Annotated in this window: 16 protein-coding genes; 1 reads left to right on the forward strand and 15 read right to left on the reverse strand. The window is 46.4% G+C overall.

The genetic code is table 11. The annotated features are described in order from the left end of the window. Positions 1–88: 88 nt before the first annotated feature. The 5 genes from GUA98_RS08635 to GUA98_RS08655 all read right to left on the reverse strand — a co-directional run bounded on the left by GUA98_RS08635 (position 89) and on the right by GUA98_RS08655 (position 7961). Entirely contained in the window at positions 89–1054 is a 966-nt protein-coding gene (locus GUA98_RS08635; protein ID WP_095286681.1) for an ABC transporter permease, read from the reverse strand. 128 nt (positions 1055–1182) lie between these two features. Beyond that, positions 1183–2859, reverse strand: coding sequence for an extracellular solute-binding protein (locus tag GUA98_RS08640; protein WP_193722729.1), 1677 nt, complete (start codon positions 2857–2859; stop codon positions 1183–1185). A gap of 176 nt (positions 2860–3035) precedes the next feature. Next, entirely contained in the window at positions 3036–4577 is a 1542-nt protein-coding gene (locus tag GUA98_RS08645; RefSeq protein ID WP_193722730.1) for a response regulator, read from the reverse strand. Next, entirely contained in the window at positions 4567–6390 is a 1824-nt protein-coding gene (locus GUA98_RS08650) for a sensor histidine kinase (RefSeq protein ID WP_193722731.1), read from the reverse strand. Before GUA98_RS08650 ends, GUA98_RS08645 begins: the two co-directional genes overlap by 11 nt. Positions 6391–6437: 47 nt before the next feature. Next, positions 6438–7961, reverse strand: coding sequence for a helix-turn-helix domain-containing protein (locus tag GUA98_RS08655; protein ID WP_227779499.1), 1524 nt, complete (start codon positions 7959–7961; stop codon positions 6438–6440). Between the two features lie 537 nt (positions 7962–8498). Here GUA98_RS08655 and GUA98_RS08660 point away from each other — a divergent pair. Beyond that, positions 8499–9653 carry a glycosyltransferase family 61 protein gene (locus GUA98_RS08660; protein ID WP_193722733.1) on the forward strand — a complete coding sequence of 385 codons (1155 nt, stop codon included), beginning with the start codon at positions 8499–8501 and terminating at the stop codon, positions 9651–9653. Between the two features lie 159 nt (positions 9654–9812). On the opposite strand, the gene atzF is transcribed toward GUA98_RS08660, so the two are convergent. The 10 genes from atzF to GUA98_RS08710 all read right to left on the reverse strand — a co-directional run bounded on the left by atzF (position 9813) and on the right by GUA98_RS08710 (position 20391). Continuing rightward, positions 9813–11567: an allophanate hydrolase gene (gene atzF / locus GUA98_RS08665; protein WP_227779500.1), complete on the reverse strand. Its 1755-nt coding sequence runs from the start codon at positions 11565–11567 to the stop codon at positions 9813–9815. A gap of 31 nt (positions 11568–11598) precedes the next feature. Further along, positions 11599–13206 (reverse strand): PucR family transcriptional regulator, encoded by a 1608-nt coding sequence (locus GUA98_RS08670; RefSeq protein WP_153978925.1) that lies wholly within the window; start codon positions 13204–13206, stop codon positions 11599–11601. A 16-nt stretch (positions 13207–13222) separates the two neighbouring features. After that, entirely contained in the window at positions 13223–13657 is a 435-nt protein-coding gene (locus GUA98_RS08675; protein WP_153978926.1) for a cupin domain-containing protein, read from the reverse strand. Positions 13658–13698: 41 nt separating this feature from the next. Beyond that, positions 13699–14772, reverse strand: coding sequence for a ring-opening amidohydrolase (locus GUA98_RS08680; protein ID WP_153978927.1), 1074 nt, complete (start codon positions 14770–14772; stop codon positions 13699–13701). Next, complete coding sequence (locus GUA98_RS08685) at positions 14769–15521, reverse strand: ABC transporter permease (RefSeq protein WP_127536827.1); 753 nt, start codon at positions 15519–15521, stop codon at positions 14769–14771. The genes GUA98_RS08680 and GUA98_RS08685 overlap by 4 nt, the downstream gene beginning before the upstream one ends. Continuing rightward, positions 15518–16342 carry an ABC transporter ATP-binding protein gene (locus GUA98_RS08690; protein ID WP_153978929.1) on the reverse strand — a complete coding sequence of 275 codons (825 nt, stop codon included), beginning with the start codon at positions 16340–16342 and terminating at the stop codon, positions 15518–15520. Before GUA98_RS08690 ends, GUA98_RS08685 begins: the two co-directional genes overlap by 4 nt. An 11-nt stretch (positions 16343–16353) precedes the next feature. Then, entirely contained in the window at positions 16354–17361 is a 1008-nt protein-coding gene (locus tag GUA98_RS08695) for an ABC transporter substrate-binding protein (protein ID WP_153978930.1), read from the reverse strand. Positions 17362–17409: 48 nt separating this feature from the next. Next, positions 17410–18093 carry a cysteine hydrolase family protein gene (locus GUA98_RS08700; protein ID WP_193722734.1) on the reverse strand — a complete coding sequence of 228 codons (684 nt, stop codon included), beginning with the start codon at positions 18091–18093 and terminating at the stop codon, positions 17410–17412. Between the two features lie 336 nt (positions 18094–18429). Then, positions 18430–18969: a GNAT family N-acetyltransferase gene (locus tag GUA98_RS08705; RefSeq protein ID WP_153978932.1), complete on the reverse strand. Its 540-nt coding sequence runs from the start codon at positions 18967–18969 to the stop codon at positions 18430–18432. A gap of 219 nt (positions 18970–19188) precedes the next feature. Next, the gene (locus GUA98_RS08710) at positions 19189–20391 is read right to left on the reverse strand and encodes a glycoside hydrolase family 5 protein (RefSeq protein ID WP_095286566.1); all 1203 of its coding nucleotides are present in this window, start codon (positions 20389–20391) and stop codon (positions 19189–19191) included. Positions 20392–20760: the final 369 nt, after the last annotated feature.

Raw genomic sequence — 20760 nt, forward strand, 5'->3', positions numbered from 1 at the left:
CAGAAACGGTTCAAGGCCTCTGGCACCAGGACGGCGTACAGAAAGCGCCGATGTATTTCCTAAACCGGACAATGGTGTTTTTTTCATCTTATAAGAGCCTCTCTTCCCCAAGCCGCTTGGCTGTCCAATTCGCTACAAGCAACATCGTAATGCTGACCACGGTCTTGAATATACCGCCTGCAGTCGCAAGCGAATAGTTACCCTGTGCAATCCCGTATTTGAGCACAAAGATATCAATCGTTTCTGCCCAGTCAACAACCAATCCGTTACCCAGCAAATATTGAACCTCGAAACCGGCCTCTAGAATATGCCCGATCGACATAATCAACAGGATGACAATGGTAGGCTTGATTCCAGGCAAGGTGACATTCCACATTTTTTGATAACGGTTAGCTCCATCAATGTCGGCAGCTTCGTACTGTGCCGGGTCAATCGAGGCCATGGCCGCCAAATAAATGATGGTACTCCATCCAACCTCTTTCCAAATGTGGGAGCTTGCAACAACGCCCCAGAAATACTTACCTTCCGTCAGCCATAGAATAGGCTCATCAATTAAATGCAATTTCATCAGGATATCGTTGACAATACCGTCAGAAGCAAGCGATGTCGCTACGATTCCGGTAACGATAATCCATGATAAGAAGTGAGGCAGATACGAGATCGTCTGTACCGTCCGCTTCCATAGGACCTTCTTGATCTCATTAAGCAGCAAAGCAAGAACAATAGCGGTTACAAAACCCAGAATCATGTTGATGACACTCATGGCTAGCGTATTGCGAAGCACTCGCAAAAAATTGTCATCGGTAAATAAAAATTGGAAATGCTTAAATCCTACCCACGTCTGCTGCGAGAAACTCCGGGCCGGTTTATAATCCTGAAAGGCCATCGTCCAACCCCATACAGGTACATACGCAAAGACAATAATGTACGCAAGCAGAGGAACAGACATCCAAATGAGTTGTCTCTGTGCTTTAATATTCTGCCAAGTAATCCGCCTGATTTTCGGTTTTTTCTTCGGGCGGAGCGGCTTGGTACCCACTACAATTTCCTCCATAATATCAAGCTCCCTATCCATCTTTATAATCAAAGGAAAACGTCGTAACAACCAGAACACATCTGCCATAACCATGTTTCAAAAGAATCAGGAAGGAAGGTTTTCTTCCTTCCTGACATAAGTTGTTTTTATTTCACAGACCAGTTATCAATTCTCCACTGCAACACTTCATTGATACGATCTTCATATGCCTTGATGTCAAGCTTTTGAATCTCGGAAACGTATTCGTTCCAAACATTGTCAAACTCTGATGTACCGGCCAAGATGGCTTTTGGCAAATATTTGGTCGACAATTCGTTCAGCTTCGTATTGGCAATCTTGGCTGGAGATCCCTCTACCACGTCGACAGACCAAGCAGGGTAAGTCACGGGATTTTCCGGTGGAGCACTGAAGAAATCGATATAGCTGTTGAAACCATATGCATCCAAAACTTCCTTATCAAACGGTTTCAGGCTTGCTTGGTATTCTTCTGGCTGATTACTTGCCGAAGTTGCGTTGCCATCGCTAAAGTAACCTTCCATTTTCGGTGCAGTTCCATAAAATGCATCTGCCTTGTTAGCAAGCTTCCAAGCAGCATCCGCTGCCTTGTCGCGTTGTTCTTGTGTCTTCATGAAGCGGCCTTCTTCATTGACATAATAGTCTTCATCCACAATGCCCCAAGTGAGTGTTTTCTGCCATTCTTCCTCCATCAGTTTATCGAGCACTTTGAGGATTTTTACAGGGTCTTTGGCACTCACGGTAATACCGAAACCATTGTTGAGATTCAGTGCTGCGCGGTCACGATAATAGTCTTTGGTGCTGCTGTCATACACAAGCGGGAAACCTACATAAGTGCGTTCGATTTTGTCTTGTGTGATAAGGGAATCTTCAGCGCTTTGGAAGTTCCAATGTTGATCGAACATGCCGAGTACGGAACCACTGGACAATTTGGCCATATATTGGTCGTAGTTCTGTGCAAACGCTTCCTTATCAAGCAAGCCTTGCGCATTGATTTCATTTAGCTTCTGGTAGTACTGTTTGGCATAATCCTTATCGGCGAAGATCTCCGCCTTGCCATCGTTGACGACCACTCCGCCATCATTTGGATGACCGATCAAATGCTGAGGCGGGTTCAACAAGCCCCAGTTTTTCCAGTCATAGTTCAGGACTTCAAAACCGATGGTTGGCTTGCCGTCAATAGTCGGATATTTCTCTTTGTATTTCGCGATCAGCTCGAAGTATTCATCCAGTGTTTTTGGAGTCGGGTAACCGAACTCTTTCAGTACGGCTTTTTGAATCCAGAACGCGGGACCGCTGTAATAGGTGTCTGCTACTTCGCCGTTATATGCACCATAGTTTGGCAGGTAGTAAATATGTCCATCATTCGGGTCCTTCATTTGATTCCAGTACTTCTCGTAATGTTTTTTCAAATTCGGGGCGTGTTCTTCAATCAAATCTTCAAGCGGAATGACTGAACCTGCAGCTGTCAGTTTGGTATCAGCTGAGATCAGGTCTGGATAATCCCCACCAGCAATCATAACGCCAAGCTTTTGGTTTTTGTCACCGGCGAGAAATTCGAACTTGAATGATACGCCAAGCTCATCCTTCATTTTCTTGTAAATCTTGTTGTCAGCGGTTGGCTGCTGTCCGGCCTCGTTAAGGAATACCGAGATTTCTATCGGATTGTCAGGCCCTACCTCTGTACCGCTTCCCTCTTCTCCGCTGCCTGGGTCACTTGTACCGCCGGAACAACCAGCCAGTACAACGCTCAGTGACAACAACATGGTTGCCCCCATACGGAAAAACTTCTTTTTACTTTCCCCCATAAAGCACCTCCAAAGTTTGATTACGCCTTCATGAAAGCCCTTTCATTTGAATAATTTCATTATAAATTTAATGGTAAATGGAAAATACACCCGAATTATAGCTCTTTCCGAGAAAAACTCAGGTTTTCAATCTATAATCTATAGATTCAACCGTACACATTTTATAAAAGGTTTTCTTAGACATGTTTCTTATACTCATTCGGAGACATGTCCAGCCTTTTCTCAAACTGCTTCAAAAAATGATGGTAGGTGGAATATCCAACTTTTTCGGAGACCTCACTATTTTTGAATTGATTCATTTGGAGTAAACGGCAAGCTTCCTCAATCCTCAAATTATGTAACAGTTCATTGAAACCAATGCCATTTTTTCGTATAAGCAGCTGTCCCAGGTAGGCTGGGTGCAAGAAGAAACGCTCAGCAAGCATTTTAATGCTCAACCCTTCCCGGTAGTGCTCATGAATGTAATCGTTGATATCCTGTACTATACCCTGCGCTTCGGAAGCATTCTCCTTAAGCAAAAGTTCAAAACACACTCGCCCGCACGACTGCAGCATGTCAATCAGATCGTTCCATGTCAGCAGGCGTTCATCCAGATTGGGGATATCGAACAGACGATTTGGAGCACCGGAATCCTGTGCCAGTTCGCCTCGCATATATGCTCGAATCTCATGAAGCAGGTAGATCACGTATTTGCGCGCCTCCTCCGGGTGAACTCGTAACTGGCGAAAAGATTGCTCAATATAATCCACTGCTGACTTGTAGGCATCGTGGTCGATGAGTTGAAATGCCCCCAGGATTCTCGCCGTGAGTTCTACCTGATCATCATGTCTTTGGAACGTAAGATCCTTAAGGCTCTCATAGTCCATCACGCCGTTCCTATTCGTTTCATAAAAGGTATGCAGGAGCGCTTTTTCTGCTGTGACCCTGGACTGATTAATGAAAAGAAGTGAAGACGCCGCTTCACCAATGGCCATAAATGCGCGAAAGTCCACCAAACGGCGCGCCAGTTCCTCCAATCGCTGTCTAGCCCTACTGCTCGTGCCATGGGAGGCTGATTCAGCACTCCCAAACACGATGGAAACCAGATCATTTCGCAAGCGAATCACATACATGGCTTGTGACCTGTCCAAAAATTCCGCAGCAACCGTGCTCCACCTGCAATAATCCTCTGCCGCGATCTGAACGAGGCATACATTCCAAACATGAGAGGAGCTCGACAAGGACTCCAGTACAACAGCGGCTTCTGTTGACAATTCTTTACCTGTTAGAGCCTCCTTCATGGCCAGATTTTCCTTCTCTCTCTGTGCCACCTGCCCGACGTATAGTTGTTCCCGCTCCTTAGCCAGTTCCTGTCCCACCTGACGGATCTCCAGCTCGGCCTGTTCCTCATCCAGCGGTTTAAGCAAATAACGAGAGACTCTATATTTGAGCGCCTTTCGTGCATAATCAAAATCACTGTACCCTGTCAGGATAATGAATTTGGTAGACTCGTTGCCCCTGCGTCTCCACTCCTCAATCATCTCCAGGCCGTTCATCACCGGCATATGAATATCAACCATGACCAGATCGGGCTTCAGCTCCTCCATTTGCTTCAGGCCCTCCGAACCGTTTCCGCAGACCCCGCATACCTCAAAGCCAAGGTTCTCCCATGGTATCCATAACTGAAGGCCCTCAAGCGCCAAAGGCTCATCGTCAATTAACAACACTTTAAATGCCATCGTCCACGCCTCCCTTTACATCCTGACGTTCCAGCAATTGCAACGGGATTTCAAAGGATACCTCAGTCCCCTCCCCGATCCTGCTTACCAGGTTAAAATTCACTCTATCGTCGTAGTACAATTCAAGACGGCGATATACATTTCGAATTCCAATATTGTTTCCGCCGCTCTCTTCCTTGCTTCGCATGTGATACAGAACCTCTTGAAGCCGTTCCTTGTCCATACCCTTCCCATTGTCAGATACGACAACACGCAGATGCTCATTCACAATTTCAGCTTGAATCTTCACATAGCCGAGCCCCTCAATGGCCTGAATGCCATGTTTGCATGCATTTTCCGCCAGCTGTTGGATACTCATTTTGGGTATTTTATATCGCCTTGCCTCTTCAGTGATGTCAATATAGTATTCAAACTTGTCCCGGAAACGGAATTTCTCAATACCCAGGTACATGACTGTAAAGCTCATTTCCTCCTCCAGCGTGACCACATCGTCCTTCCAGTTCAACAGACGGCGAAGCAGCTTGGAGAGATCCTTGATGATATCCTTCACGTCCGCATAGTTATTCTTGGTACTAACCACAAGCAGCGCATTCAACGTATTGAATAAAAAGTGAGGATTCATCTGACTTTGCAGCAGATTAAGCTCAGCTCGAATGCGCTCAGCCTCCTGGCTCCGCTGCTGAATTTCAAGCTTGTACACGTTGTTGATCAATGAATGGATTCGTGCAGTCATCATATTGAAATTGCTAATCAAATGCCCAATCTCGTCATGCCCACCATCCATGTTGATTAGTTCGAATTTCTCGTTACCCACTTTCTGCATATGTCTCGACAGCCGCTTAACACGATAATTGTAGGAACGGAGCATGACATAAATGAAAATGGAAGTGATCAGCGTAATAATCCCGGCCAGCATCCCAAAATAAAGCTGCATCGATAACATCGCTTGTTTGACACGTGTTTCCTGAGGAACACCAATCAGCTTCCAGCCTTTTACATAACTAGCACTACCGATAGGGACAATATGCAAGTCTTTGTCTGCCGCTTTGCTCATATCAAACAAAGCATAGCTACTCTCCATCTCGCCCTGATACTTGTCATCCGCAGATACAATAATTTGATTCTGGGCATTCACCAGATACAGATCCAGAGAACTCTTTTCTCTGGCAATCACATCATAGAAGCGACTAACGTAGAAATCGATGCGTACCAATTTCTGATATGAGTTGTCGGCATTATAGTAATCCATTTTCTCGATCACACTTAAATACGAAGAGGTTGCAGCACGATCATTCGTTGCCTGATCACGGTACGCAAGCACTTTCAGCGTTTCCCCAGCCGCCTTCCACTGCTCGAACCAGGTTCCGGAGCGTACGTCGTTGTCCAGAACATAATAATCCCCGCCAGGCACAATGGTCGGATTTTCGGTGTAAACCCCTATTCGCTGAATTTGGTTGTTCACAGGAATATAGGAAGTCACCCGATGACGAAGCTGATCATCGAGTGTGTTATAGAAATCCAGTTGACTTTCATACACACGATCCATGGATTCGGTCAACAACTTGTCCGTAATCAAGGCATGACTGACGGCAACGCCGCCATCAATCATGGTGTGAATATCCTTTCTTGCACGCTCCAGTGAGATTTGTAAATTCTGCTCTTCCCGTTCCTTGATTAATCCAGACATACGATCCATAAACAAAACATTGCTTACAAAGATAGGAAGCAAAATACCAATGACATATATCAATATAAATTTGTAATTCAAGGGTATATCGTTCACGATGCTGCGAAAACGGATTGTTCTGAACATGTTTGCTATCGCCATCCTTCATTCGTACTTCTCATCTCTTGGGGGATCTATTGCTGCTTACGATATGCAGAAGGTGCCATGCCCGTCATTCGCTTGAACTGACTTACAAAATAGTCTGCATTCGGATAACCAGACTGTACCGCAATGTCAGCGACGCATGCGCAGCTTTGGCGTAATAGCCTTTTCGCTTCCTCAATCCGTTTATCATTTAAATATTCCCGAAACGTTTTGCCCGTCTGCTGTTTGAATGCCTGCCCCAAATAATTGGCGTTCATATGAAATTGATGTGCGAGCTCCTGAAGCTGCAGCTTCTTACGGAATTCCTGATTGACATATTGCACCACACGAAAAATGGTGCTGCATTCCTTTTCTTTTCTTTGCTGCTGCAGCGCCTCCAAAGCGTTCAAACATAACACACGTGCATAATCCTGAAATGCTGGATAGGAGTCGATTTTCGTAATGCCGCCTGCCTTATTTTGAACGTGAAGCATAAAACTGCCCATATCTCCATCCAGCTCTTTCAACTCCTTGAGAATACTCATTTCAAGAGCAAGCAATTGAACCCGGACATATTCCATATTGGAGAAAGGCAATCCCAAGTCAGGATCAGCAAGAAGTGCTTGAATCTTTCCTTCCAACCGATCCTGTTCACCAGAAAGAATGACTTCCATTAGACTGGCTAAAGCTTTTTGATTCACACTGGCCAATGGGTCACTCTGCGGCAGATCCTGATGATGAACAAATCCGCCCCCTCCTTGATAACGCTTCCATCTCAGAGCAAACAAAGCTTTCTCGTAGGCTGATCGCATACCGAACGCTGTGCCCGAATGATGTCCAACGGCGACAATCATGGATGAATGACCAGCATAGGTCTCCACGATATTTCTGCCCATTGACTCAAGGAGCTTCAAGGAATTATCGATATCGGCAGCGAACACTCCGAGGTTTCCTTCAGCATCCACAAAAGGTTCGGACCAATGGGAACCACCAAAAGCTTTTATTCGCTCTTTCACGTCATCGTTACTAATATCCGTGGCAATTAGAAGACAGGCCATATTCTCTTGACCATCCATTTGCAGCATGGTATTCACTTCGTCCCGAAGCCCCATGCTGTCTTCCCCTTGAATCAGCCGATCAAACAAACAATTCACATACAGGGCACGATCACGCTGGTGTATTTCAGCCGAAATCTGTTCTTCCTGAATTTTACGCCCCATCTGATCCAACACGTTTTCGATCTCGATCTCATCAATGGGCTTGAGCAAGTAGTCCTCGACTCTCTGCTCCAGCGCTGTTTTTACATACTCAAAGCTATCATATCCACTTAATATAACGAATCGGGGTGATTTGGCCAGCTCATGCTTGGAACGGTCGATCAGTTCCAGGCCACTCACAGAAGGCATATGAATATCTGTAAACACCAGATCCGGTTGAAGACTTTCGATCATGGACCAGGCGGCATTGCCATTCTCCGCCTCACCACAGATGCGAAAACCGTATTTGTCCCAATTCACCATGGTTCTCAGACCTTCGAGCACCCACGGCTCATCATCCACTAATAGAACTTTCATCATTTGTGTTCCCCCTCCCAGCTAATGAAGTTTGTATGATGTTTGAGAGCGATTTCATCATATTTTATCATATGAACAGCACCATTAGGGCCAGCCAATGTAAAGCAATAAATTATCATACACAGAAAAAGTGTACCATTACAATTATCTTGAGTTTTCAATCCTTACACAATAAACAATACTTGATATAACAACCAAAGCTTTACTCTTTTATAATAAATATAATAATATGAGATGCGCAAAACATTAATCAAGATATTTAGTTGCCGTCTAATGGAACGGATGTTTTCTCTGTTGAAATGTTGAAACTCCCCATACAAAAGAGAAAAAGCATAATAATATGCTCATCTCTTGAAATAACTCTATCAAAATTGATTCTCCGAACACATCTGCTTTTATTAAATTAATCCGACATTCGGAAAGCAAGGTTCCAATCCATATCCTGCCTGTAACCCATTTTTCTTGTCTTCGTGCCCTTCGGGAAACCTCTAAGCATACATTAGCTTCATAAGCAGCAAATCATTACGGAGGTATAAAATGAATGAACCATGTAGAAATGCCAAATCGACATGCATAGAGTCAAATATGTACGGTTTCTACAGGGACATTTGGGAATGGGAGGCTTCCGTTTGCTCCGTCATTAATGAAAAGGTCTCTCCTTTTGATTTTGGTGAAGCCGCTAAATACGAGATCCCGAAAACCCTTGAAACGGAAATTCACCATTATTTGACGCCCTATACCCTTCATCCCAAAGGCGGATATGTTGCATACTTATCGAATGGACGTGTTTGGGGATCATCAGGTTCTATCCTTACATCGGAAGGAAAGCTGATCTTCGATCTTTCTCCAGAATACGATGGTAAACGAAACAGAATGCTGACACTGGAAGAGCACCCCGCTTTGGATCAAAGAAAGATGAAGGAAGAGCTGCAAATCCAAGGAACAGCTGCCGCTCTGACTTTTTGTGGGAGTCATAATTATTTTCATTGGTTGTATGATGTACTGCCGCGGCTCGGTATGCTGCGGATTTTGAATATTCCTTTTCAATATCTAATCATGAATCCGAATCCTCATGGAACATTTGTGAAGGAAACGTTATCTATGTTTGGCGTATCGGAATCGTCCGTGATTCGTACCGGAGATGATCGTGAAATTCGGGCCGATCGATTGGTCGTGCCTTCTGTAATGATGAACTCCCATTATCCGCCTTGGACGACATCTATCCTTCGCACGTTTATGCTGCCCGGACGCGATACAGCGGCGCATTCACCTAGTCGCATTTTCATTTCCCGGAGTAAAGCCTCTGTGAGACACATAGTTAACGAGGGTGAAGTAATCCGTCTATTAGAAGCATATGGGTTCATTCTAGTTTGTCTGGAAGATTGGAGCATTGCCCAGCAAATACAGCTCTTTGCTTCCGCAAAAGCAATCGTTTCACCGCATGGAGCCGGGCTGTCCAATCTCGCTTTCTGTAAGAAGGGAACGTTGGTCGTCGAAATTTTCCATATCAGGCATGTAGTCCCCACTTATTGGATGATCAGCAATCATAATAAACTCGATTATTACATGATGTATGGGCAAGGCGCCGGGACAACACAAGATTTTTTTGCAGGATTGGAGGACTTCGTGGTCGATCTGGATCGGCTGGAGCAAACGCTCCGTCTGGCCGGGTTAAGCAAGCAGGTTACCTAAGCAACTCATCCGACCACACCTTGGCGGCAAGTGGAACCAGGTTTCGATACAACGCTACTCACTTATTAACCATGACTTATGCTGCATCTAATACAAGAAGTTGTTCTAGGTTAGAGGACAGCAAAAAGGACTGGTTCCATGAACCAGTCCTTTTCGAATCTATGGTATGTTTCTCCAGCCTCCGTAAGCAGAGATATCCTCTGCTTCTTCTTCAGCATAACCTTCGCATATAAATCCGGGTACTTCTGTCCCGTCTGCCAATTCAATTTTGCCTATACCTAGCGGGGCCGGAATTAATGCAGCGAACGCGCCAAAATTAGCAACAGGCATCTGCCACAATTCAAGCGTAAAACTGCTGCCGCCTGCCTTCTTCTTCAGCAGTCCAGGCTTAGCTGGTATGGTAGGCAGCTTCACCATTTGATACTTCTCCGCGGTTTGCGACTCACCTATGAACCGACTCCCGTGCTCCAGCATTTGCTTCTCCAGTGGATAACCCCTCATGTGCAGGCCGCAGACGGCAACCAGCATTGTTTCTTGTCTGTTTGCTTCCAGAGGCGGCAAATTCACTTCAAGAAACGAGGCCGCAGCGTTTTCCATCAAGTGCTCATTTCCAGATAGCGAAAATAACGTTATTCCAAAGGGCATCTGAGACGCTGCATCCCCTGCCGGTACAGCCACCGCGCATAAATCCAGGAGATTGCAATGGTTCGTGTATCGTCCCATGTCCGAATTCGTGGTTATTGGGTCCGCTTCAACCTGACCTCTCGTCCATGTGCCTCCACAGGTCGGCATGATAAGAACCGCTTCCTGGAGAAGCTCGTTGCTTATCATTCGCAGCTCCTGAAGCTTATGCATCGCGGTGAATACGGAAGCTGCATCATATTTGTCTGATCCACCTGATCGCAAGACTTGTTCCGTCACCGGGAAAGTGACTCCTGGATTTAATTCGATGAATTCACCTACACTGGCCCAGCGCTCAGCTACCCAAGGTCCACCATACAGAAGTGCGGCAGCCTCCTCAAAAACATCGTAATCGATATACTCGAGTGGAAGCTCCAACTGTTCGATCCTCTGGACGACTGAATCCCATGCCTTGCTGTATTCCTCTGCCAACAGACCAAAAAACGTTAATGGTTTTTCAGGAAGATACAACTTTTTGGGAAGCGTATCGACCCATCGGGGTAATTCCTTGGACCATGGGTCTGATGATTCAAGGCCCCGTAATTGCATATCGACAATCCTTGCTTCGTGTATAGAACGGGTAAATACAGTTACACAGTCCAGACTGGCACAAGCGGGAACAACACCTTTTGTCGACCAGGCTCCAAGACTCGGTTTATAGCCGATGAGACGGTTCAGCGCTGCAGGAACCCTTCCAGAGCCCGCTGTATCCGTGCCCAGGGCGAATGCCGCCTGCCCCCTCGCTACCGCTACGGCAGATCCCGAACTGGACCCGCCGCTTATCCATTCAGCGCTCAGCGCGTTGTGAGTCTCACCGTATGGACTCCGGGTGCCTACAAGCCCTGTTGCGAATTGATCCATATTGGTTTTACCTACAGGAATCGCTCCGGCGTTTAACAATCGTTCTACAACTGCAGCATGCCTGTCTGGAACATATGCATATTCGGGACAGCCAGCCGTTGTTGGTGTGCCAGCCAAATCGATGTTGTCCTTAATGGCAAAGGGTACACCCCACAGCGGCAAGGAAGTATCCATTGTTTGGAGACGGTCCAAATACGGCTTGATTCTCTCCAGCACAGGCGGAGTGATCCAAATATTCATCCCTTCGTCCTCACGGGAACGGCGGATGATCTCTTCAATGACCTGCTCCGGCTTGAGCTTCCCGCTCCCATATTGCGCTTGCAGCCAGTCTATTGTCAGTTCACACGGTATTTTCATATCGAGCTTACTCATCTGTCATCCCTCCTTGACGCGTACATATCAATCAGGCTGGTCTCATTTCGTTCAGCTTCATCGCTAGATGCAGCTGCAGCACATCATCGCCATGATCCATGCTGATCCCCAGCAATTCACACACCCGCTCCACACGATAGGAAACGGTATTATAATGGGTAAAAAGCTCCGCCGACGTCTTTTTCACATTACGATTATGCTTAAAGTATACCTTCAACGTTTCAAACAGCTGGGAATTATGCTTCGCATCATAGGCAAGCAAGGGCAGAATGAATCGATCGCGGTACTCCTGAACCTCCTCTGTATCAGGCAGATGGTATAAAAGCTGAAACACGCCTAGCTTCATATAGTCCACATAAGGTTCACGGTAATCGCAAATGGAGCTGATATGATGAATCTTTTTGGCATCGTTATAGCTTTCGTACACCTTCTCCGCAGCTTCGGTTCGATTACCGACACAGAGAGAATAGCTCTCAGCAGGAAAAACCACCTTCATATCAGCGAGAATGGCTTCCAGCGCCACATTCCGAATCCCATGCATTTCTTCTGCGAAAAGAAGGACCAGCTCTCCCTCCAGTATGGTTGCCTGAAGCCCCACACATCTGGATTTGGTTCTCAATCTTTTAATCGCCTGCTGCATGGTCCTGATGCTAGGTTTGACGTTCAAAAATCGCACTAACGCGACATGCCGCGTTTGATCATCATCAAGCGGATGCCCGCACGCTTCCGCTCGCAGCCTCAAATCCTCAATAGTCACAATTCGGCCTGTAACCCAGTCCTGCAGAAACTGATCAACATACTTCAGCTCTACTTCCCGCCTGGCGTTGGCGTTAATCATCTCGAGTCCTACCAAAACACCTACGCGGTCAATCGTCAGTCGATCGACAACCGAGTGCTCCTGATTCCATTCCAGCAGAACCAGCAAGCATTTGTCGTATTGCTTGTCATTAACGGCTGATACATATACACGAATTCGGCGCTCGCCCAATGTTATGAAACTCACACCGAGGCTGCTCTCCTCCCGCAGACTGGACCACAGTATCGGATTATCTGCCTCCACAATCTCCTCTGCCTGGGGAGATAAGAACAGATGATTGGAGTCATCAAGCAATACAATGGGATTGTTCAATATGCCATCCAGCGTTTGCAAAAATTCCTCTAAACCTTTCCCATACAGGAGCTGTTGAGAAAGCTTTTGAAAACGGCTTTGCAGCAGCGAAAGCTCTCTTGCCTCCTGTACAAGGACCCGCTCCATAATATCCCGGACAACATCCGAAAATACGGTCGCGGCCGGAAGCTCGAAGATCGGAAAGCCCAATTGGTCAGCCAGCTCGAGTGCACGGGCAGGAATATGATCGATGAATCGTTTGGTTTTGATCCCCAGCGCCGATACACCTTTCTCCACCAGCTGCGGTATGATGTCCGCAATAGCTTCCGGCTGATCACGAAATGGAAATCCACTGGTAATCAGAAACTCCCCCGGGCGTACCCAATCGATCACATCGGGCACTTCCATCACGTTGACACGGTTAATCATTCGCTGCATGCCACTCGCTCCAGCCAAGACGACAGCTTCCTTAAAGTCGGGGATCAACAAAACATCACTGCACGTGAATCCTGCCTTCTTGTGATCTGCCATCTCCTATCCCGCCTGACTATTTCAATTTGGTGGAAAAGACATCTTCCACTAATGTCGTATTAAAAAAGGAGTTAACCGGAGCATTTTCTTCAACCGGCAAAAAAATACTGATCTGCTCTGTCGGCTGTACATCATCATTGGCTACCGAATGAATAACGCCTGCCGGTACATGGAAGGTATCTCCTGCCTGGTAGCTCTTCCATTCTCCATTGCACAGCAGTTTCACTTTACCTACCGTGATGTGAATGATTTCGGCTACATCATGATAGTGAGGCAGTACCTGACCGCCGACTCCAATCTTTTCCCACAAAACAGAGCTGGCACGAAACCCCATCTGATCCGCCTGTTCCGCTGACACAATCTCGCGGTGATACAGGTGGATATGATTCGGCATTAATCCCCATTGCATGTCTTCTCCAGTGATAACCTCAGTTTTCTTGGCTGTAATCATCGTGTCATTCCTCCATTTGTTTTTTTATGGATGTATCCCGTCTAATCCCTGCGTTTAAAAACGACAGCCACCGGCCCGCCGCCTGCCGGCCCTTGATGTTCGGCTCCACCAGACACATAGATCATTGGATCACCACACACCGAAGCAAGCACACCTCCGACGACCGCTCTCGCATGTCTCGTATGGTTGATATCTGAATCATCCAGCATCGTATGTCGGTGACCCCGGATGAACCCGGTGGGATCAGCCTCTGCCTTAGCCATCACCTGCACCATTTCAGCATCTGCATGAACATCCAGCAGGCGCTTGAGTGCAGGAGCGTCAATCGAATCTTTCATTACAGCATGGTCGATAAAATACGGACCTTCCGCAAAGTCGGAATTGCCGAAGACGATCACCTCACAATACGCCAGCTCGCTGCCTGCCGACGTGGAGGCTACACTGCTGAACAGATGCCATGAATTGCAGATGTCCGTATTTTGAAGTCCAGCTCGCTCCACCTCGCCAAGAGCAACTGCCGCACCAAGTGCGGAGGCTCCTCGTGAATATCCCATGGATTTGTAGGTATCTTCTGTCACGGTGGTTTGAGATCTGCTCAAGGCATCATGCACGCCCTCGGACGTTAACAGCGGACACTTGATTTGCACAAAATGTACATCTGCTGAAGATTCGATGCCAGCTTCCGCTATGGCTCGCTGAACGGCCGCAGCCACTTCGTCCACTTGAGCCAGCCTTCCAATCTCCTCGGGAAGGAAATCCCGTGTTTTTGCGACGCCAATGGCCAGCGATTTCTGATCTTGTCTCTGACCATCTCGGTTGTAAGCACCCTTGCGGCTAATCACTGTAAAATGAGGGCTCAATATGCCCTCGGTTCCTCCTGACATGACATAGGATATCGTAGAGGTTGATTCTTTTCGGTATTCGCCAAAAAATTGCTTTAAGGCCAGCACAGCATAACCACGCGTAAAATCGTTCACGCAGCCATTGCCCTCGGTTTTGCCTAAGACTGCAACCACATCTTGAGGATCAATGACTCCCTCTTGGATCGCTCTCTCTATCGCAGCCGTATCGTTAGGCGAACGGCTTGGAATACGGTTCACAGTGCATCTCATCATAGGTCATCCGTCCTTTGCCAGAATATAATTCTTCTCTCAAGTAAGCTGATGGCCCAAAAGAGAACCAGTCCGCATAGTGCGGATGCAATAATTGCGGAGAACATTACAGGTGTATCCATATGGTATGAAGATACCAGGACGACATAGCCGAGCCCTTTGTTAGCGCCGACAAATTCACCGACAATGGCACCCACGATCGCCAGCGAGGTCGAGATTTTCAATGCAGAAAACACATAAGGCAAGCTTGCAGGCAGCCGTAATTTCCAGAAAATCTCCGACTTGGTGCCTTTATATGTGGAGAACAGCTCCCATGCTTCGTGCTCAATGGCTTTCAGACCCTTTACGCTGTTGACCAAAATCGGGAAGAAACAGATTAGCATGGAGGCTACGACCTTGGAGGAATATCCCGTCCCCATCCAAACCACCAGAAGCGGAGCCAGAGCCACAAGCGGGGTCGTTTTGAGTGCAATCGCCAGTGGGAATACTCCCTTTTCAATCGGCTTGGAGTGCACGAAGATCACAGCGGTAATCAATCCCAGGACATTGGCAAGCACGAAGCCCGCCAAAGCCTCCAGCAGCGTGACCAGCATATGTGACCATAAGGAGCTGTCCATCACCGATAAGATGCCTGTGGGAGATGGGAGCAAATAAAGGGGGATGTCGAAAAGGCGTACAATGAGTTCCCATAAGATAAGAAAGGCAATGGCGAATACGACAGGATACATGGCATCTTTGATCTTGGTTTTCATAGGTGTTTGACCCGCTTTCTTAACTCATTGACAGTCTGGTGGAAGGCCGGAAGTTCATCCATGCCAATCTCCCTCGGTGAAGGCAGCGGAACCGATATAATTTCCTCCACGCCGGCAGGCCTTGGTGACATCATGATCACGCGGTTGGATAGCAGCACGGATTCCTGAATCGAGTGGGTAACCATAACAACTGTACTTAGGCTCGTTTCGGGACTCTCCCATAAACGCAGCAGCTCGAAATTCAGCTTTTCTCTCGTAAATTCATCAAGCGCCCCAAAGGGCTCATCCATAAGCAGTACTGTCGGATCTGCAGCGAGTGCCCTTGCAATCGCAATCCGCTGCTGCATGCCCCCGCTCAGCTGATGCGGAAAATGATTCATGAAATCCTGAAGTCCAACCAACCGCAGCGAGGATTCTGCTTTTTCCTTGATCTCTTTTTTGGTGAATTTCTTCTCTCCAATCGTGAGAGGCAGGGATATATTTTGGATTGCGGTTAGCCAGGGCATCAATACAGGTTTCTGAAACACCATGCCGAGCGAGAGATCTTTCGATGGATAAATGATCTCTCCTCCTGCATTGGGTTGAAGCAGGTCGAGCATTAACCTGAGCAGCGTCGACTTCCCGCAGCCGCTTGGGCCGAGAATCGAAACAAACTCATTTTTATAAATATCAATCGACACATTATTCAATACGTTGACGTCACCAAAGGATAAGGAGCAATTTTTCAACGTAACCGCGATGTCGCTTTTGGAAGAAATGGTTGTCTGTTGTTCATGCAGCCCCGAAGCTTCTTTCTCCAGACCACTGGTCGTTGTTAGCATAAAATCACACCCTATTCGATAAATTCGTTTGAAAAGACGTCTTCAAGGTCTTGCTTTTTCTTCAAGAATTCCAGATCGATCAAGTTCTGCTGCAGCACGTCCCATGCCTCTGATTCCATTTTGCCGAGTGGAAGATTTTCCGGCTCCAGCAAAGGAATGCTTGCGTTCATCATGCTCACCTCGTGATCAATGGTCAATTTATCCCCGTATTTCAAGCCAAATTCGGCAGCCTCTTCCGGGTTCTCAATAGCGTAGCTCCAGCCCTTCATGGAAGCCTGTACGAAGCTTTTCACCATTTCGGGATCACGCTTGATGATGTCCTCTGTCGTAAACAACGTATCTGCATAAAAGTTAATATCATAATCGTTTGGCTCAATGATATTGACTTCATTCCCCTGCTCCTGTACGGCGAGAACCTCATTGATGACATAACCTGGCCATGCCTTTACCTGTCCACTGAGCAATGGGCTGAGATCATATTTTGCTGGCATTTCCTCCACCTTGGTTCCATCTATGCCCGCATTCTTCACCATTGCTCGGTAAGTCAGCTCTTCATTCCCTCCAAGCTTCACACCGATCTTCTGGCCGACCAGATCCTCCATTTTCGTGATCCCTGAATCCTTGAGACTAAACAACACAAATGGCGTTTTTCTGTAAATGGCGGACAGCGCCTTCACGGGAACCCCTTTCTCCCTGGCCATCAGTATTTGATCTGCGCCAGTCACCCCGAATTGCTCCGCACCTGATGCAATCATCTGTACGGAAGGAAAATCAGCGCCGCCGGGTCTGATCTCAACATCCAATCCCGCTTCTTTGTAAAATCCCTTTTCTACGGCGGTATAGAAGCCGGCAAACTGTGCTTGATGAACCCATTTTAGACGCAGAACCACTTTTTTCAGTTCACCGGATTCTCCATCTCCTGAAGCTGAACTGGGCACATCGTTCGACCCGCAAGCTGTTAGTGCGAGCAAACAAACCGACATTACGATAAGCAGTGACTTTCTGGACCATCTCCACATATGATTTCCTCCCATGCTGTTGTTTTTCTAATGCTGTATCGGTGTTGCTTAAAAGGCAGCTAGCGCCTTTAAAACCTCGCTGGAGTTACTGACGCTGCCGAACACGCCTCCCTGCATTTTGACCATCTGGAGTGCTGCATGATGATTATCAGGGTCGGTTGCTCCCGTGCAGTCTTCCAGAATCAGACATTCATATCCTCTGTCGTTGGCTTCCCGCATGGTTGTATGCACACAAACATCCGTTGTGATTCCCGTCAAAATCAGATGAGTGATGCCTTTATTCTTCAGGATCAGATCCAGGTCTGTGGCATAAAAACTGCCTTTACCCGGCTTATCAATGATCGATTCACCTTCAATGGGAGCAAGCTCCTCTATAATCTGCCAGCCCGGTTCACCTCGAACCAAAATGCGTCCTGCCGGTCCGGAAGAACCGATCTCTGCCCCGATCTGTTTGCTGCGCCAACGTTTGTTTGCTGGCAGATCGGATAGGTCCGATTTATGTCCCTCTCTCGTATGAATGACGTGAAAACCATCTATCTCCCTGACCCGATGCAAGAGCTTTTGAATAGGCTCAATGGGTTTGGCCGTCATGGACAAGTCATATCCCATCTGTTCCACATACCCGCCTTTTCCGCAAAAATCGATTTGCATATCAATAATGACTAATGCCGTTTTACCGGGATCGATGCTCCCGTCGTAAGGCCAACGGTAAGGTGCTGCTGTAATTTGCATAGATATTCTCCTTTCAGAACAGAGACTGAGATCCCTGTGTTGATTAATTTAGATGTAATATAACCTTACTTATTCCTTCATTTATTCTTCTTGTGTCATATTATATTACGAACATTTCTGGATGTCTTTGTAGTTTTCCATAAAAAAGCTTCATTATTTTTTGTTGTTTTTCACAATCATTCATTCTTTGTGTTATAAATTATTACATAATAACTCACTCCATGGCCTAAAGAGCAACAAAAAAAGTCGCTGATTCAGCGACTCTCAATTGTATGCGTTGGTATGATGAACACCTATCTATGACCTCATATAGGATTCATAAGGTTTACTGTGCAGTTATGTAGCCACGCCCTGGTTCAGGATCATACTGTATTCGATAAAGTCGAACCGTTCCACGCGATACAGATCATAGAACGTCTCCCCGGCATTGATGGACCCGTATAATTCATCATGCGAATCATTGGCCAGTTTTACATAGGGCAGTTTTTGTGCAGCTTTGCTCGACCGGATATTTTGTTTGCGAATCTTCAAAAATACCGTTTCTATGGCATGTTCGAGAAAAAGCTCACTCAAAAAGACGGATTTCGCCCGTTGGCTGTATCCATTACCGAAGTAAGGCGCTCCAATCCATGTGGCCAGAAACCCTGTTTGATTTACGATATGATATAAATCAATGGTTCCAATCGGCAGGCCCGCTTCGTTTAGAATTGTACGGGAAATCGCGGTTTTCTGTTCTTCCTCATCCATCAACTGTTTGGTCAGGAATACATATTCCTCAGGTGATTGACATCGGTAACGAACATAAGGTGACACTGAGGGGTCGTTCAATAAGCTGTACAGTGCGTGGCATTCATGCAAATCGCGTTTTTTTAACATTCTGTCTACCACCTAGTCCTTTTAGTTCGCTGTATAAGCAAATTAAGTATATAAAAGGTATTGTGGAGTTTAATGAATTCTGTATGTGGCTTATGTAAAATTCATTCGGCAATATGATATTTGTGGTTTGAATGATACCGAACGAGTATTGCATAAAAAAAAGGCATGTCCTTTCTTATGAGAGGACATGCCTTTAATACGATGAAACGCATGATTGGATTACTGCATACCCTGCATAATGGCATTAATAATGCCTTGCTGGGTAACCGTGTTGTTTGAGCGGTTAAACAAAGCAAAACCATGCTGACCGTTATGTCCATTGTCCCAATACACCGGCACGGCCCCGTACTTCTTGGCAGTTGCCGTTACCGCCTTGGCATAAGCTTGACGATAAACGTTATTGGTGGAGTCATACGCCGTTTTATCAATGGAGCCAAATTCACCAATAACAACCGGATAGCCCTGCGTTACAAACTTATCGTACATCGATTTGAACTGTGCATTCAGATAGTCTTCCTGACCCCAGGTTGATTTCTTCGAAGGATTTGTTGCCGCTGCGCCCCACTGCGTGATATTTCCGTTCTCCTCACCAGCAAAATCCCACGGAGAGTAGTAATGTGCAGAGATCATAATTCTCTTCTGAGAGCTCGGAATTGCCGAGGATCTGAAATGATCTGTTGGAAGAGCAAAGCCATAATTGCCCACCGTATAGTCAATATTGGTGTTCCAGCCTGGAATCAGTAACCATCTGGCGTTGTTGTTGCCCCCAGTCTGCCGGACCGTGTCCACAAAGATTTGATTATAGGCGTTCAAGTTAGCATAATATGCCGCATTCGGATTGCCGTAATTTCCGTCGAACACTTCGTTCATCGATTCAAAAATAAGACGCTCATTATAATTGCTGAACTTGGTAGCTATCTGCTGCCATACCTTTTGGTATTTCTCCTTAATTGCAGCCTGATTGCTGCCATTCACAAGAAGCCATCCGCCCGGGATGGAATTATAGCCATCTCCATGGATGTTAATGACGACATATAAACCTTCATTATATGCATAATCAACGACGGTTTGGACTCGATTCAACCACGCTGCGTTAATGGTGTAATTGGGAGCGCTTCCAATATGATTCAAATAGGATACTGGAATGCGAATGGTCTTGAAGCCTGCCGCCTTTACCTTTTTAATCAACTCTGGAGTAACAACAGGATTGCCCCAGGCCGTTTCACTAGGGACGCCATTCACTGTTGCTTCAAGCTGATTCCCCAGATTCCATCCTGCACCCATCTCCGATACAATCTGTGAGGCGTTCAATGATCTGAAATCCGCTGCCGATGCTTTAGTACTCCACCCGGTCAGAGCCGCAGCCGCAAACAATACAAGTGCCAAACTGCAAACGCCATATTTCTTCATTTTTTTGAGCATAACCAAACCTCCGCTTATTTTTCATTTTTTACAAGCAGTGCCGTTACTCTCTTTATACCAATTGAATGAATCGAGAAGATGTACCTCCCTTCCATATCGATCAGACAAATGAAATGGCCGCCTATCATCAACAGAATAACACAAAAATGGAAAATAAAGAACGATATTTTCCATGGAATCTTCGACGAAAATATCTATACCAATCTCGGATATACTAACTTCATATGAAGCAAACTCTGGCTAAAGAGCTGATTATGAAGATCATACAGTTTGTCCCCTACAATTTCCCACCCGCCTTCGTGTATACATGCCCATGACTCATAAAAATCCGATCGTGTTTCCTTCAATCAAGAAAAGCCGCCACACGAG

The sequence above is a fragment of the Paenibacillus sp. P13VS genome, assembly GCF_015143645.1.
GTDB lineage: Bacteria > Bacillota > Bacilli > Paenibacillales > Paenibacillaceae > Paenibacillus > Paenibacillus xylanilyticus_A.

What these genes read in the sequence shown, in the direction of transcription:
- GUA98_RS08635 (WP_095286681.1), bottom strand. Translation starts at nt 1,054, where the DNA reads ATGGAGGAAATTGTAGTGGGTACCAAGCCGCTCCGCCCGAAGAAAAAA.
- GUA98_RS08640 (WP_193722729.1), bottom strand. Translation starts at nt 2,859, where the DNA reads ATGGGGGAAAGTAAAAAGAAGTTTTTCCGTATGGGGGCAACCATGTTG.
- GUA98_RS08645 (WP_193722730.1), bottom strand. Translation starts at nt 4,577, where the DNA reads ATGGCATTTAAAGTGTTGTTAATTGACGATGAGCCTTTGGCGCTTGAG.
- GUA98_RS08650 (WP_193722731.1), bottom strand. Translation starts at nt 6,390, where the DNA reads ATGTTCAGAACAATCCGTTTTCGCAGCATCGTGAACGATATACCCTTG.
- GUA98_RS08655 (WP_227779499.1), bottom strand. Translation starts at nt 7,961, where the DNA reads ATGAAAGTTCTATTAGTGGATGATGAGCCGTGGGTGCTCGAAGGTCTG.
- GUA98_RS08660 (WP_193722733.1), top strand. Translation starts at nt 8,499, where the DNA reads ATGAATGAACCATGTAGAAATGCCAAATCGACATGCATAGAGTCAAAT.
- atzF (WP_227779500.1), bottom strand. Translation starts at nt 11,567, where the DNA reads ATGAGTAAGCTCGATATGAAAATACCGTGTGAACTGACAATAGACTGG.
- GUA98_RS08670 (WP_153978925.1), bottom strand. Translation starts at nt 13,206, where the DNA reads ATGGCAGATCACAAGAAGGCAGGATTCACGTGCAGTGATGTTTTGTTG.
- GUA98_RS08675 (WP_153978926.1), bottom strand. Translation starts at nt 13,657, where the DNA reads ATGATTACAGCCAAGAAAACTGAGGTTATCACTGGAGAAGACATGCAA.
- GUA98_RS08680 (WP_153978927.1), bottom strand. Translation starts at nt 14,772, where the DNA reads ATGATGAGATGCACTGTGAACCGTATTCCAAGCCGTTCGCCTAACGAT.
- GUA98_RS08685 (WP_127536827.1), bottom strand. Translation starts at nt 15,521, where the DNA reads ATGAAAACCAAGATCAAAGATGCCATGTATCCTGTCGTATTCGCCATT.
- GUA98_RS08690 (WP_153978929.1), bottom strand. Translation starts at nt 16,342, where the DNA reads ATGCTAACAACGACCAGTGGTCTGGAGAAAGAAGCTTCGGGGCTGCAT.
- GUA98_RS08695 (WP_153978930.1), bottom strand. Translation starts at nt 17,361, where the DNA reads ATGTGGAGATGGTCCAGAAAGTCACTGCTTATCGTAATGTCGGTTTGT.
- GUA98_RS08700 (WP_193722734.1), bottom strand. Translation starts at nt 18,093, where the DNA reads ATGCAAATTACAGCAGCACCTTACCGTTGGCCTTACGACGGGAGCATC.
- GUA98_RS08705 (WP_153978932.1), bottom strand. Translation starts at nt 18,969, where the DNA reads ATGTTAAAAAAACGCGATTTGCATGAATGCCACGCACTGTACAGCTTA.
- GUA98_RS08710 (WP_095286566.1), bottom strand. Translation starts at nt 20,391, where the DNA reads ATGCTCAAAAAAATGAAGAAATATGGCGTTTGCAGTTTGGCACTTGTA.